The 14,418-nt window shown below is 64.0% G+C and carries 10 protein-coding genes, 1 tRNA gene and 1 pseudogene; 1 reads left to right on the forward strand and 11 read right to left on the reverse strand.

Annotated features, from left to right (window positions below; genetic code table 11):
* Positions 1 to 14 precede the first annotated feature (14 nt).
* On the forward strand, positions 15 to 1,421 hold the full coding sequence (locus JS531_RS03200) for an MFS transporter (protein WP_240542007.1): 1,407 nt from the start codon (positions 15 to 17) through the stop codon (positions 1,419 to 1,421).
* Between the two features lie 133 nt (positions 1,422 to 1,554).
* Here the strand turns inward: JS531_RS03200 and gmk are convergent, their stop codons facing one another.
* The 11 genes and pseudogenes from gmk to JS531_RS03250 form a co-directional block, all read right to left on the reverse strand.
* The gene (gmk, locus tag JS531_RS10970) at positions 1,555 to 2,139 is read right to left on the reverse strand and encodes a guanylate kinase (protein WP_236034456.1); all 585 of its coding nucleotides are present in this window, start codon (positions 2,137 to 2,139) and stop codon (positions 1,555 to 1,557) included.
* 222 nt (positions 2,140 to 2,361) lie between these two features.
* Positions 2,362 to 3,270: pseudogene (gene pyrF / locus JS531_RS10975) on the reverse strand (orotidine-5'-phosphate decarboxylase); the annotation flags it as partial.
* Positions 3,271 to 3,307: 37 nt separating this feature from the next.
* Positions 3,308 to 6,691: a carbamoyl-phosphate synthase large subunit gene (gene carB / locus JS531_RS03210; RefSeq protein WP_214312564.1), complete on the reverse strand. Its 3,384-nt coding sequence runs from the start codon at positions 6,689 to 6,691 to the stop codon at positions 3,308 to 3,310.
* A gap of 1 nt (position 6,692) precedes the next feature.
* Complete coding sequence (gene carA / locus JS531_RS03215) at positions 6,693 to 7,913, reverse strand: glutamine-hydrolyzing carbamoyl-phosphate synthase small subunit (protein WP_346427752.1); 1,221 nt, start codon at positions 7,911 to 7,913, stop codon at positions 6,693 to 6,695.
* A 192-nt stretch (positions 7,914 to 8,105) separates the two neighbouring features.
* Positions 8,106 to 8,519: a transcription antitermination factor NusB gene (nusB, locus tag JS531_RS03220; RefSeq protein ID WP_214312574.1), complete on the reverse strand. Its 414-nt coding sequence runs from the start codon at positions 8,517 to 8,519 to the stop codon at positions 8,106 to 8,108.
* 64 nt (positions 8,520 to 8,583) lie between these two features.
* Positions 8,584 to 9,141, reverse strand: a complete 558-nt coding sequence (gene efp / locus JS531_RS03225) for an elongation factor P (protein ID WP_214312576.1) — start codon at positions 9,139 to 9,141, stop codon at positions 8,584 to 8,586.
* A 242-nt stretch (positions 9,142 to 9,383) separates the two neighbouring features.
* A complete protein-coding gene (gene tuf, locus JS531_RS03230) occupies positions 9,384 to 10,583 on the reverse strand; it encodes an elongation factor Tu (RefSeq protein WP_214312578.1) in 1,200 nt (399 codons plus the stop codon).
* Between the two features lie 138 nt (positions 10,584 to 10,721).
* Entirely contained in the window at positions 10,722 to 12,848 is a 2,127-nt protein-coding gene (gene fusA, locus JS531_RS03235) for an elongation factor G (RefSeq protein ID WP_214312592.1), read from the reverse strand.
* A gap of 30 nt (positions 12,849 to 12,878) precedes the next feature.
* Positions 12,879 to 13,349 (reverse strand): 30S ribosomal protein S7, encoded by a 471-nt coding sequence (gene rpsG / locus JS531_RS03240; RefSeq protein ID WP_214312600.1) that lies wholly within the window; start codon positions 13,347 to 13,349, stop codon positions 12,879 to 12,881.
* 5 nt (positions 13,350 to 13,354) lie between these two features.
* On the reverse strand, positions 13,355 to 13,726 hold the full coding sequence (gene rpsL, locus JS531_RS03245) for a 30S ribosomal protein S12 (RefSeq protein ID WP_094667405.1): 372 nt from the start codon (positions 13,724 to 13,726) through the stop codon (positions 13,355 to 13,357).
* 360 nt (positions 13,727 to 14,086) lie between these two features.
* Positions 14,087 to 14,162: transfer RNA gene (locus JS531_RS03250), tRNA-His, on the reverse strand.
* Between the last annotated feature and the right edge of the window lie 256 nt (positions 14,163 to 14,418).

Consider the following 14,418-nt stretch of genomic DNA (forward strand, 5'->3'; position numbering starts at 1 on the left):
AGAGGTAATTCATCATGACCGCTGCCGAAGGGCAGAGCATCACCGCCACGGCGGGGCACAGCGGCGCACGGGGCGCCACGGATCATTCGAAGGCAGATTCGAAAACACGACATTCGGAGCAGGTACAGGACATCATCTCACGCGTGGACAGGGCCAACGAGACCCCCATGTTCCACCGCATCGTGGCGCTGGTCGCCGCGGGCATGCTCATGGACAGCATCGACGTGTACATCGGAAGCGCGGTCGCCAGCAGCGCGCTGGCCACCCACTGGTCCACCGTGCAGCAGAATTCCACGTTCATGTCGGCCGGTTTCCTCGGGCTGCTCATCGGCTCGTTGCTGGCTGGTTTCGTCGGCGACCTCAAGGGGCGCCGAGTGGCTTATCAGATCAACCTGCTGCTGTTCGGCGGCTTCACGTTCCTGGGTGCGTTCGCGCCATCCATGCCGGTCCTCGCCCTGTGCCGTCTGGGCGCGGGGCTCGGTCTGGGCGCGGAGATCGTCACCGGGTTCGCCATGGTCAACGAGTTCGCGCCGATGAACCGCCGCGGTCATTGGTGCGCGATCGTGTCCCTGGTGGCGAATTGCGGCGTGCCGATCGCCATGTTGCTGTGCGCGTGGATCATCCCCCGGTGGTCGTGGCGCCCATTGTTCGTGGGCATCGGCCTGATCGCCGCCGTGATCTGGTGGCTGCGTCGCGACATCCCCGAATCGCCGCGTTGGCTCGCCGTGCATGACCGTTATGAGGAGGCGGACGCCATTGTCCGCCGCATGGAGGCCAACGGCTCCCGTCCGGTGGATGCGGCGGCGACGTCCGCCGATGCGGCCGCCCAGACCCGCAATGCGGGCGGCCGCTCGCTGGGTGTATGCCTGCTGGTCGCCATCGTCGCCGTGGGCGCCACCAACGTGTGCTCGTACGCGTTCACCTCCTGGGTGCCGACGATTCTCGTCAAGCGCGACATCAACCTGTCCAGCTCCCTGATCACGTCCACGCTGATGATGTTGGGCGCGCCGGTCGGCTGCCTCATCGGTTCGCTGCTCATCGACCGTATCGGCCGCAAGCGCACCATCGTGCCCGCGTTCCTGTTCACCGGCGTGTTCGGCATGCTGTACGCGTTCCAGACCTCCACCGTCGGCGCCATCGTGGTCGGGTTCCTGCTCATGATGTGCCTGTACACGCTGATGGCGTCCGTGGTGGCGGTGTATGCACCGGAATTGTTCGCCACGAAGGTGCGTTTCCGTTGCGTCGGTCTGGCCAACGCCATCGCGAAGCTGCTCAACGTGCTCATGCCGATGGTGGTCGGTTGGATGCTCACCGCGCTCGGCGCCACGTCGATCTTCGTGGCGATCAGCGCCATCGCCATCGCGTCGATGCTGGTGGTGGGCTTCTTCGGCGCGGAGACGTCGCAGCGTTCGGTCGGCTGATTCGCGATTCGTCCGCGATTCCGCCCAGATATGACGGAGGGCCGGTCCCGTGGTACGGGATCGGCCCTCCGTCGTCATGATGGGATGTGGCCACCCGCGAACCGTCGCACGGCGTTCGCGGAAGCCGCGTCCGTCATTCCTTGATGCCGTACTCCTTGGCGATGAGGCTCCACAGTTCGCCCGCGGCGCGTTCGACGTCATCGTTGATGATGGTCACGTCGAATTCGCCTTCGGCGGCGAGCTCGACCTTGGCGGTCTCGAGACGACGCTTGCGCTGCTCCTCGGTCTCGGTGCCGCGGCCGGTCAGACGGCGTACGAGTTCGTCGAAGCTGGGCGGCGCGATGAACACGGTCATCACGTCGAGCCCGAGTTCGGCGGCTTTCTCCTTGACGCGGCGCGCCCCCTGCAGGTCGATTTCGAGAATCGTGGGGGTGCCCACCGCGAGATGCTCCTCGAGGGGCTTCAACGGAGTGCCGTAATGGGCCATGCCATGCACGAGTGCGGTTTCGAGGAACTCCCCCGCCTTCTCCTTCTCGGCGAATTCCTCTTCGCTCATGAACCAGTAATTCACGCCGTTGACTTCGCCGGGACGGGGGTCGCGGGTGGTGGCGGACACGGACACCCATACTTCGGGGTGCTTCTTGCGCAGCGCCACTTCGACGGTGCCCTTGCCTACACCGGCGGGTCCGGTAAGCACGAGGAGACGTCCTCCGCGCAGCGCCGAGGCGTCGTCCTCCTTGGCGTCGGTTCCCGGCGCGACGTCGGCGGCGGGAGCGCCGTCCACGGACGGTTCCGGCGTGGCGGTTTCGACGGCGGCGTCCGTTGCTTCGGTCTTGTCTTCGGTCACGTTTTCCGTTCCTTGATGATCGTTGTCGGCGTTGCCGCCGGCCGGCTTCATGTCCACGATGGTGGCGGTGTCCGACTGCTCGTCCCCGATTCTGGTGGCCTCGAGCAGCGCCTGCCGCACGTCCAGGGAGATGGCTTCGGTCGCTTCGCTCAACGCGGAGATGTCCGGCCCGTGGGAGGCGATGAAGCGGGAGACGGTGACGAGCACGTTGCCTCTGGTCCCCTTGAACACGGTACGCAGGTCCTTGGCGTCGGCGCCCTGCCAGCCGTAGCCGGGAGACAGAATCGGACCGGTGAACTTGGCGGGGTCCACACCGGTTTCGGTGATCCACTGGCCGATGGTCGCGCCGATGACGAGGCCGACGGAACCCATGCCGTCCACGTTGCGGTTGTTCTTCTGCGCGGTGGCGGCGATGCCGTACGCCACCGTTTTGCCCTCGTAGTCGCCGCGCTGTCGGATGGCGCTCTGCAGGCTGCGTCCCTCGTCATTGGAGGTGAGGGAGGCGATGAACACGCCGCGCCCGTTGTCGAGCGCGTCGTCGATGAGCCCCTGCAGGGACCTCGCGCCGTAGTACGGCAGTAGCGTGATCGCGTCGGCCCTGAGCGGGGCGCCCGGCTTGAAGTAGGCGTCGGCGATGGCGGAGATCGTCGTGGACAGGCCGCCGTGCAGGCAGTCCACGATGGTGATGATGCCCATCTGCCGGGCCGCGTACAGCACGCGTTCCAGCGCGGCGAATCCCTTCGAACCGTACCGTTCGAACATCGGCGACTGGAATTTGACGGCGGCGGCGCGTCCGTTCGCGGCCTGCAGCATGCGCATGGCGAACATCTCCGCGCCGTCGGCGTCGACGTTGTAGCCCCAATCGGTCAGGAGCTTTCGGTGCGGGTCGATGCCCACGCATAACGGACCGTACTTGTCCATCGAATTGCGCAGGCGCAGACCGAAGTCCGAACGCCTCGCGAGCCGTTCCTTGTCCTGTTCCTCAATGGGGCTGTCACTCATCGCGATCCCTTCCTTCGTGTGAGAGGAATTCCGTTGGTCAGAAATCCTTGCTTTCCAAGGCGAACAACTGCTTCGAATGCTCCTGGATGCTCATGATCTGGTAGTCGTTGCGCTTGACCGCCTCGATGGCCAGCAGCACCGCGGAGAACTCGGTGATGGTGGTGAACTGCGGCAGGTCGGCGGCGATGGCGGCGGCGCGGATGGAGTATCCGTCGGAACGCGAGCCTCTCGAGTTCGGCGTGTTGAGGATCATGTCGATCGCACCTTCCTCGATGAGTTCGACGACGTTCTTGCCGACGGATCCCTCGGCATGCACGACCTGCACCGGAGCCTCGGGGTCGGAGTCCACGCGGGTGGAGATCTTGTCCACGATCTTCGATTCGATGCCGTAGCGGCGCAGCACGGACGCGGTGCCCTCGGTCGCCCAGATGGTGAATCCGAGCTCGACGAGACGCACGGCCATGAGCGGCAGCTGGCGCTTGTCGGTGTCGTTGACGGAGATGAACACGTTGCCGTGGGTGGGCAGGCCTCCCTCATAGGCGGCGAGCTGGCTCTTGGCGAACGCGTGCGGGAAGTCGCGGTCGAAGCCCATGACCTCGCCGGTGGAGCGCATCTCCGGTCCGAGCAGGATGTCGACGGTCTTGCCGACGGGCGTACGGAAACGCTTGAACGGCAGGACGGACTCCTTGACCGCCACCTGCTGGCCGCGGTGCATGACGCCGCCGTCGCCCTTGGGCAGCAGCAGGCCGTTGGCGCGCTGGTCGGCGATGGTCTCCCCCGCCATGATGCGGGCGGCGGCCTTGGCCAGCGCCACGCCGGTGGCCTTGGAGGCGAACGGCACGGTGCGGGAGGCTCGCGGGTTGGCCTCGATGACGTACAGGGTGTTGGCCATGAAGGCGTACTGCACGTTGATCAGGCCCTGCACGTTGCAGCCCTTGGCGATGGCGTAGGTGCCCTCGCGCAGACGACGAATCTGGTCGTCGGACAGCGTGGACGGGGGCAGGGTGCAGGCGGCGTCGCCGGAGTGCACGCCGGCCTCCTCGATGTGCTCCATGATGCCGCCGATGTACAGCTCCTCGCCGTCGAACAGGGCGTCGACGTCGATCTCGATGGCGTCCTGGAGGAACTTGTCGATGAGCAGCGGCGAGGGCAGACGTCCGGAGACGACCGTATCGGCCTGGGCTTCGGCCAGGGCTCGGTTCACGTACTTCTCGAGCTGCGCGTCATCGTAGACGATCTCCATGCCGCGGCCGCCGAGCACGTAGCTCGGACGCACGAGCACGGGGTAGCCGATGTTGCGCGCGGCCTCCTGGGCTTCCTCGAGGCTGAGCGCGGTGCCGTAGCGCGGCGCGTTCATCTTCGCCTTCTTGAGCACCTCGCCGAACAGCTCGCGGTTCTCCGCCAGGTCGATGGCCTCCGGGGTGGTGCCGAGGATCGGCACGCCCGCGGCCTTGAGGCGCGCGGCGAGCGAAAGCGGCGTCTGGCCGCCGAGCTGCACGATGACGCCCTTGACGGGGCCCATCCTCTTCTCGGCCTCGTAGATCTCGAGCACGTCCTCGAAGGTGAGCGGTTCGAAGTAGAGACGGTCGGAGATGTCGTAGTCGGTGGACACGGTCTCCGGGTTGCAGTTGACCATGATCGTGTCATAGTCCTTGCCGAGCTCCTGCACCGCGTGTACGCAGGTGTAGTCGAACTCGATGCCCTGGCCGATGCGGTTCGGGCCGGAGCCGAGGATGATCACGGCCTCGCGTTCGCGCGGCTTGACCTCGCTCTCGTCCGCGTAGCAGGAGTAGTAGTACGGCGTGGCCGCGTCGAATTCGGCGGCGCAGGTGTCGACCGTCTTGTACACGGGCTTGAGACCGTAGGTCCAGCGCAGTTCGCGGATGGTGTTCTCGCCCTCGTCGCCCAGATTGCGCAGGTGCGCGATCTGCAGGTCTGACAGGCCGGCGAGCTTGGCGCGGCGCAGCAGCTTGCGCGTGAGCGTCTCGGCCTCACGCACCGCCTGAGCGGTCTCGTTGATGAGCGTGAGCTGCTTCAGGAACCACGGGTCGATCTTGGTGGCGGCGTACAGCTGCTCGATGGTGGCGCCGCCCCAGATGGCGCGCATGATCTGCAGGTAGCGGTGCTCGGTGGGCACGTGCACGGCCTTGAGCAGATCGGCGACCTCCTCGGCGGAGGGCTTGTCACCATCCCAGCTGAAGCCCATGTGACGCTTGTCGATGGAACGCATGGCCTTGCCGAGGGACTCCTGGAAGTTGCCGGCCAAGGCCATGGCCTCGCCGACGGACTTCATCGACGTGGTCAGGGTCGGGTCGGCACCCGGGAACTTCTCGAACGCGAAGCGCGGCACCTTGGTGACGACGTAGTCGATGGTCGGCTCGAAGGAGGCGGGCGTGGACTGGGTGATGTCGTTGCGGATTTCGTCGAGCGTGTAGCCGAGGGCCAGCTTGGTCGCGATCTTGGCGATCGGGAAGCCGGTGGCCTTCGAGGCGAGGGCGGACGAGCGGGAAACGCGCGGGTTCATCTCGATGACGATGATGCGTCCGGTCTCGGGGTGGATGGCGAACTGGATGTTGCAGCCGCCGGTGTCGACGCCGACGCCGCGGATGATGGCGATGCCGATGTCGCGCAGCTTCTGGTATTCACGGTCGGTGAGCGTGAAGCAGGGGGCCACGGTGATGGAATCGCCGGTGTGCACGCCGACGGGGTCGACGTTCTCGATCGGGCAGACGACCACGACGTTGTCCTTGCGGTCGCGCATGAGCTCGAGCTCGAATTCCTTCCAGCCCTCGATGCCTTCCTCGATGAGGACCTCGTCGGTCGGCGAGTAGTGGATGCCCGCGCCGGCGATGCGGTGGAGCTCCTCCTCGTCGTGCGCGATGCCGGAGCCGAGACCGCCCATGGTGAAGCTCGGGCGGACGACCAGCGGGTAGCCGAACTCCTCGGCGATGCGGTCCACTTCGGCGAGCGTGTGCGCGATGCGGGAACGTGCGGATTCGGCGCCGGCCTCGTCGACGACCTTCTTGAACAGCTCGCGGTCCTCGCCGCGGTCGATGGCCTCAAGGGACGCTCCGATGAGCTCGACACCGTACTTCTTGAGCACGCCGGCCTCGCCGAGGGCCATGGCCGCGTTCAGCGCGGTCTGGCCGCCGAGGGTGGGCAGGAGCGCGTCGGGGCGTTCCTTGGCGATGATCTGCTCGAGGATCGGCGTGGCGATCGGCTCGATGTAGGTGGCGTCGGCCATCTCCGGATCGGTCATGATGGTGGCCGGGTTGGAGTTGACGAGGATGACGCGGATACCTTCCTCCTTGAGGACGCGGCATGCCTGGGTGCCCGAGTAATCGAACTCCGCCGCCTGACCGATGACGATCGGGCCGGATCCGATGACCATCACGGATTTGATGTCGGTGCGCTTCGGCATATCACTTACCTTCCTTGGAGTTGGTGCGCTCTGCGCGCGGGTTGTTCTTCATGAGCTCGCAGAAACGGTCGAACAGGTAGGCTGCGTCGTGCGGGCCGGCGGCGGCCTCCGGGTGGTATTGGACGGAGAACGCGGGGATGTCCACGCACTGAAGTCCTTCGACCACGTCGTCGTTGAGGTCGATGTGGCTGACGAACACCTTGCCATACCTGCCGTCCTCGAACGGAGCGTCGACGGTCTCGCCAATCGGCGCGTCGACGGCGAAGCCGTGGTTGTGCGCGGTGATCTCGATCTTGCCGGTGGTCATGTCCTTGACCGGCTGGTTGATGCCGCGATGACCGAACTTCAGCTTGTAGGTGCCGAAGCCGAGCGCACGGCCGAGCAGCTGGTTGCCGAAGCAGATGCCGAAGAACGGGTAGCCGGCATCGAGGACCTTGCGCAGCAGCTCGACCTCCGGACCGGCCTGTTCCGGATCGCCCGGGCCGTTGGAGAAGAAGACGCCGTCCGGGTTGAGCTCCTCGATCTCCTCGAACGTGATGGTGGAGGGCACGACGTGCACGCGGCATCCACGTTCGGCCATGCGGTGCGGGGTCATGCCCTTGATGCCGAGGTCGACGGCGGCCACGGTATACAGCGGCTCCTTGCCCTCGTATTCGCCGCACGGTTCGATGGTGTAGGTCTCCTTGGTGGACACCTCGTCGTACAGGCTCAGACCCTGCATCTGCGGGGTGTCCTTGACACGGGCGAGGAGCTCATCGAGCTCCCTCACGTGGCCGGAGTCGTCCACGAGGGCGTCGCCGGAGAAGATGCCGGCGCGCATGACGCCCGCGGAACGCAGGTGACGTACGAGCTTGCGGGTGTCGATGTCGGCGAGGCCCACGATGCCGTTAGCCACGAGATCGTCGTCGAGGCTGCCTTCGGCACGCCAGTTGCTCACGTTCGGGGAGGGTTCGCGCACCACATAGCCGGCCACCCAGATGCGGGAGGACTCCGGGTCCTCATGGTTGACGCCGGTGTCGCCGATGTGCGGGAAGGTCTGCACGACGATCTGGCGGTCGTAGCTTGGATCGGTGAGCGTCTCCTGATAGCCGGTCATGCCGGTGGCGAACACGATCTCACCCGTGGTCGCACCGCGGGCACCGTATGGCTCTCCCACGTACACCTGGCCGTCCTCCAGCACAAGGACCGCGTCGTCCTTGGAATAGTTTGCGTTCTCGCTCACCAAAACCCCCTTTGTGATCACTCGGGTTATCCGTAACTTAGGTTATCGGCCAGCGCAGACTCACACGCCGCGTGTGCGGTATGCGTCCGATGCGCCGGCTGCGGCCGCGTTGGTGCGGCCATCGCGTCGTCGTGCGACGCGTCCGCTCATGAAAACGCCTCCCGTGTTGCGGGGAGGCGTTTGAAGCAATGACTAATCGATCGGCTTTTCCTTGGCCGTGCAGATGGCGGACAGCAATCCGTGGATGAACGCGGGCGAGTCGTCGTCGCACAGCGTCTTCGCGAGGGACAGCGCCTCGTCGATGGCGACCTTGTCCGGCACCTCGTCGTTGAAGAGAATCTCCCATGCGGCGATACGCAGGATGTTGCGGTCAACGACGCCCATGCGCTTGACCTTCCACCCGGTGGAGTGCTCGTCCAGGGTGGAGTCGATATCGGCGATGTGCTCGGCAACGCCTTTGACGATGTCGATGGCGTACTCCGGCAGCGGCGTCTGCGCGCCAGGCGTCTCGATGCGCTCCTCCAAAAGGGACAGGATGTCCTGTCCCTTCTCGTCCGCTTCGTACAGCGTGTTCAGAGCCCTTTTTCGTGCGGTGGAACGTGCCATGCCTCTGCTGGTCCTTCTTCTTGGTGCTGGTCTGCCGGTCTGCTGTTGGCCTGATGCGGTCGGATCAGTTCTCGCGGCCCAGGTAGGAGCCGTCGGTGGTGTTGACCTTGACCTTCTCGCCTTCGTTGATGAACAGCGGGACCTGAATCTCGGCGCCGGTCTCGACGGTGGCGGGCTTGGTGCCGGCGTTGGAACGGTTGCCCTGCAGGCCGGGCTCGGTGTGGGTGATGGTCAGGACCACAGACGCCGGCAGCTCGACGCTCAGCGGGGTCTCGTCGTGGAAGGAGACGATGCAGTCGGTGCCTTCGAGCAGGAACTTGGTGTCGACGAGGGACTTCGGCACGTAGACCTGGTCGTAGGTGGTCATGTCCATGAAGACCAGGTTGTCTCCATCCTCGTAGGAGTACTGGAGGTTGCGGTTGTCGACGGTCTCGAACTCCATCTTCATGCCTGCGTTGAAGGTCTTGTCGACGATCTTGCCGGACAGGACGTTCTTGATGGTGGTGCGCACGAAGGCGGGGCCCTTGCCCGGCTTGACGTGCTGGAACTTGAGGACGGTCCACAGCTGGCCGTCGAGGTTCAGGACGGATCCGTTCTTGATGTCATTGGTAGTCTGTGCCACGATTCTCACCTATGTTTCTAGTGTCGAGGGCTTACCCAAAATTTGCCTTGGCTATTATGCCATCACCCCTCTACCGCGACACGGCGGCGAGGATGATAAGAACACGGTCGGTTTCCTTGCCCGGAGGCGTAGGACATCTCCACAAACGGTCGAATATACGAATGGGTCCCGGAACCAAAGTGGTTCCGGGACCCATTCAGCACGCTAGTTCAAGCGCGTCGCGAAGATCGCTCCGATGTGAATCAGGCGAGGATCTTGGTGACACGGCCCGAGCCGACGGTGTGGCCACCCTCACGCACGGCGAAGGTGAGGCCCTCCTCCATGGCGATGGGCTGGATCAGCTCGACGGTGAAGGTCGCGTGATCGCCCGGCTGGACCATCTCGACGCCTTCCGGCAGCTCGATGACGCCGGTGACGTCGGTGGTGCGGAAGTAGAACTGCGGACGGTAGTTGGAGAAGAACGGCGAGTGACGGCCACCCTCGTCCTTGGTGAGGACGTAGACCTCACCCTCGAACTTGGTGTGCGGGGTCACGGTGCCGGGGGCAGCCACGACCTGGCCACGCTCGACGTCCGTACGGCCGAGGCCACGGAGGAGCAGACCGGTGTTGTCGCCGGCCTCGCAGGCGTCCATCGTCTTGTGGAAGGTCTCGATGGAGGTCACGGTGGTGTTCTGGGTCGGACGGATGCCGACGATCTCGACCGGGGAGTTGACGGCCAGCTGGCCACGCTCCACACGGCCGGTGACGACGGTACCACGGCCGGAGATGGTGAAGACGTCCTCGATCGGCATCAGGAACGGCTTGTCGAGGTCGTGGACCGGGGTCGGGATGTACTCGTCGACGGCGTCCATGAGCTTCTTGATCTGCTCGACCCAGTGCTCGTGATCCGGGGCGTCATCGTGCAGGGCGCCGTAGGCGGAGACGTGGATGACCGGACAGTCGCGATCGAAGCCGTTCTCGTCGAGCAGGTCACGGACCTCTTCCTCGACGAGCTCGATGAGCTCCTCATCGTCGACCATGTCGCACTTGTTCAGGGCGACCAGGATCTTCGGGACACCGACCTGACGGGCGAGCAGGACGTGCTCGCGGGTCTGGGCCATCGGGCCGTCGGTGGCGGCGACCACGAGGATGGCGCCATCCATCTGGGCGGCACCGGTGATCATGTTCTTCACGAAGTCGGCGTGGCCCGGGCAGTCCACGTGAGCGTAGTGACGCTTCGCGGTCTGGTACTCGATGTGGGCGATGTTGATGGTGATACCGCGGGCGGCCTCTTCCGGAGCGGAATCGATCTGGTTGAAGTCGTACTCCGGGTTGACATCCGGGAACTCCTCGTGCAGCACCTTGGAGATGGCCGCGGTCAGAGTGGTCTTGCCGTGATCGACGTGGCCGATGGTACCGATGTTAACGTGCGGCTTAGTACGCTCGTACTTTTCCTTTGCCATTACTTTGTCCTCCTGGACGTTTCGTAGGGTTACTGGGTTTCTGGGTTTCGTGCCACATTGATGAGCCAGAACCCAGTCAGCGGTACACGATATTACCGCTGACTGGAGACGTGACGCAAATCAACGTAGCTACGCGTGTCACTCGCCGCGCTGGGCCTTGATTATCTCGTCGGAGACGCTCTTCGGCACCTCGGCGTAGGAGTCCATCTGCATGGTGAACATGGCGCGGCCCTGGGTCTTCGAACGCAGGTCGCCGATGTAGCCGAACATCTCGGACAGCGGGACCTTGGCGTCGATGACCTTGACGCCGGTGGCGTCGGTCATGGACTGGATGTTGCCACGGCGCTGGTTGAGATCGCCGATGACTTCGCCCATGTACTCCTCCGGAGTACGGACCTCGACAGCCATGATCGGCTCGAGGATGACCGGCTTGGCCTTCGGGGCGGCTTCCTTGAAGCACATGGAGCCCGCGAGCTTGAAGGCCATTTCGGAGGAATCGACCGGGTGCATCTGGCCATCGGTGACGGTGGCCTTGACGCCCACCACCGGGAAGCCTGCGAGGATGCCGGATTCCATGGCTTCCTTGACGCCCGCCTCGATGGAGGGGATGAACTCCTGGGAGATGTGGCCGCCGGTGACGGCGTTCTCGAACTCGAAGGTCTTGCCCTCGGTGGTCTCGAGCGGCTCGAAGTTCATTAGGACCTTCGCGAACTGGCCGGAACCACCGGTCTGCTTCTTGTGCGTGTAGCCCTGGTCCATGACGGCCTTACGGATGGTCTCGCGGTAGGCGACCTGCGGCTTGCCCTGGGTGCACTCGACCTTGAACTCGCGACGCATACGGTCGACGATGATGTCGAGCTGAAGCTCGCCCATGCCGGCGATCAGGGTCTGGCCGGACTCCTCGTCCGTGGTGACCTGGAACGTCGGATCCTCTTCGGCCAGCTTGGCGAGGGCGATGCCCATCTTCTCCTGGTCGGCCTTGGTCTTCGGCTCGACGGCCACCTGGATGACCGGCTCCGGGAAGGTCATGGAGTCGAGGGTGATCGGAGCGTCGATGGCGCACAGGGTGTCGCCGGTGGTGACGTTCTTGAGGCCCACGAAGGTGTAGATGTTGCCGGCTTCGGCGGCATCCACCGGGTTCTCCTTATCGGCGTGCATCTGGAAGATCTTGCCGACGCGTTCCTTCTTCTCACGGGTGGAGTCGAGCACGGAATCGCCCGGCTTGACGGCGCCGGAGTAGACGCGCACGAACACGAGCTTGCCGTAGAACGGGTGGGTGGAGATCTTGAAGACCAGCGCGGAGAACGGATCGGTCGTGACCGGCTTGCGGTCGATCTCGACGGACTCGTCGCCGGGCTTGTAGCCCTTGATGGCCGGCACGTCCTCCGGGGACGGCAGGTAGTCGACGACGCCGTCCAGCATCGGCTGGACGCCCTTATCCTTGAAGGCGGAGCCGCAGAAGACCGGGAAGGCCTTCTTGGCGATGGTGAGCTCACGCACACCCGCGCGGATCTCCTCCTTGGTCAGCTCGCCGGACTCGAAGAACTTGTCCATGAGTTCGTCGTTCGCCTCGGCGGCGGCCTCGACGAGCGCCTCGTGGTATTCCTCGGCCTTGTCGGCGAGATCGGCCGGGATGTCGGTGACGTCGTACTTGGCGCCGAGGCCCTCGGTGCCGTTCCAGACGTAGGCCTTCATCTCGACGAGGTCCACCACGCCGGCGAAGTCGTTCTCGGCGCCGATCGGCAGCTGCATGACGATCGGGTTGGCGCCCAGCTTCTCCTTGATGGTGTCGACGGAGTAGTAGAAGTTCGCGCCGAGCTTGTCCATCTTGTTGATGAAGCAGATGCGCGGCACGCCGTACTTGTCGGCCTGACGCCACACGGTCTCGGACTGCGGCTCCACGCCTTCCTTGCCGTCGAAGACGGCGACGGCGCCATCGAGCACGCGCAGGGAGCGCTCCACCTCGGCCGTGAAGTCCACGTGGCCCGGGGTGTCGATGATGTTGATCTGGAACTTGTCCTTGGTGTCGTGGGACTGACGGTTCCAGAAGCAGGTGGTGGCGGCGGACTGGATGGTGATGCCGCGCTCCTGCTCCTGCGCCATGAAGTCCATCGTCGCGGCGCCATCATGCACCTCGCCGATTTTGTAGCTCTTGCCGGTGTAGTACAGAATACGCTCGGTGGTGGTGGTCTTACCGGCATCGATGTGAGCCATGATGCCGATATTGCGGATCATGTGAAGATCCGAAAGGACGTCTAGCGCCATGAGTTTTCCTTAACTCTCGTTCTACTTGAATTACCAGCGGTAGTGGGCGAAGGCCTTGTTGGCCTCTGCCATCTTATGAGTATCCTCGCGACGCTTGACAGAAGCGCCGAGGCCGTTGGAGGCGTCCAGGATCTCGTTGGCGAGACGCTCGGCCATGGTCTTCTCGCGACGGGCGCGGGAGAAGTCGGTCAGCCAGCGCAGGGACAGGGTGTTCGCGCGGTTCGGCTTGACCTCGACCGGCACCTGGTAGGTGGCGCCGCCGACTCGGCGGGAACGCACCTCGAGGGACGGACGGATGTTGTCCAGGGCGCGCTTCAGCACGGCCACGGGCTCCTGATCGGTCTTCTCCTTGACCATGTCGAGCGCGGAGTACACGATGTCCTCGGCGATCGACTTCTTGCCGTCAAGCAGGATCTTGTTGATGAGCTGCGCCACGACGGTCGAACCGTAGATCGGATCGGGCAGCACCTGATGCTTCTTGGAGGGTCCTTTACGTGACATATCTCTTACTTCGCCTTCTTTGCTCCGTACAGGGAACGACCCTGCTTGCGGTCCTTGACACCCTGGGTATCGAGCGCGCCACGCACGATGTGGTAGCGCACGCCCGGCAGATCCTTCACACGGCCGCCGCGCACGAGCACGATGGAGTGCTCCTGCAGGTTGTGGCCCTCGCCCGGGATGTAGGCGGTGACTTCCACGCCGGAGGACAGGCGCACACGGGCGACCTTACGCAGAGCCGAGTTCGGCTTCTTCGGGGTGGTGGTGTAGACACGGGTGCACACGCCGCGGCGCAGCGGGCTGCCCTTGAGCGCCAAAGTCTTCGACTTCTTCGGCTTCGGCGAACGTCCCTTACGGACGAGCTGTTCGATAGTAGGCAACTTGAATTCTCCGATTCAGTGTTATCTCTTGTTTCCGTGAGGCCCGCAGCATCGTGAGCCACACTTCCCCTGGATTCCGGAAACCAATCCGAATCGGAAAGTAAGCCACGGTCCACCGGCCCGATGGCCCGCCCCTCTCTCGCCGCCGCATTGCTGCGCGCGATCCAAACGATTCGCGGGATATCCCGACCCGCACGCCTGTCACATAAGGCATGCCGTCGGCACACACGAATATCCATGATACGGAGACCCTGGACGACGACACGCCACAATCTGAAATCCCCATCCGCTACCCGATGCCACGGCGCCGGGCGACGCGGGATATGCGAAACCCCCGAGGCGATGCCTCGGGGGTTTCCCTGGGGTGGCTAACGTGGCTCGAACACGCGACCTTCTGAACCACAATCAGATGCTCTACCAACTGAGCTATAGCCACCATGCGGTGTCTCCGACCGGCTTGCACCGGTTGTTGACAACAGGTGGTTACTGTACACGAGTTTCGAAGCCTGTCCAAACTCGGCGTGTCGCACTGTGCAAACAACCACGGTTTGTTCGTTTCATTTCCGTAAAAACGGAATCGTGTTCGTTTTTGTTTGTTTGTATGATACGCGCTCAGCATTACTGCCCATTATGTTTTCAGCGTGTCAAGCTTGTTTTTATGTTCACTTATGATGTATACTGCAAATCGAAGG

Source organism: Bifidobacterium sp. CP2, assembly GCF_018555635.1.
Taxonomy (GTDB): Bacteria; Actinomycetota; Actinomycetes; order Actinomycetales; family Bifidobacteriaceae; genus Bifidobacterium; species Bifidobacterium saguinibicoloris.

What these genes read in the sequence shown, in the direction of transcription:
- JS531_RS03200 (WP_240542007.1), top strand. Translation starts at nt 15, where the DNA reads ATGACCGCTGCCGAAGGGCAGAGCATCACCGCCACGGCGGGGCACAGC.
- carB (WP_214312564.1), bottom strand. Translation starts at nt 6,691, where the DNA reads ATGCCGAAGCGCACCGACATCAAATCCGTGATGGTCATCGGATCCGGC.
- nusB (WP_214312574.1), bottom strand. Translation starts at nt 8,519, where the DNA reads ATGGCACGTTCCACCGCACGAAAAAGGGCTCTGAACACGCTGTACGAA.
- tuf (WP_214312578.1), bottom strand. Translation starts at nt 10,583, where the DNA reads ATGGCAAAGGAAAAGTACGAGCGTACTAAGCCGCACGTTAACATCGGT.
- fusA (WP_214312592.1), bottom strand. Translation starts at nt 12,848, where the DNA reads ATGGCGCTAGACGTCCTTTCGGATCTTCACATGATCCGCAATATCGGC.
- rpsG (WP_214312600.1), bottom strand. Translation starts at nt 13,349, where the DNA reads ATGTCACGTAAAGGACCCTCCAAGAAGCATCAGGTGCTGCCCGATCCG.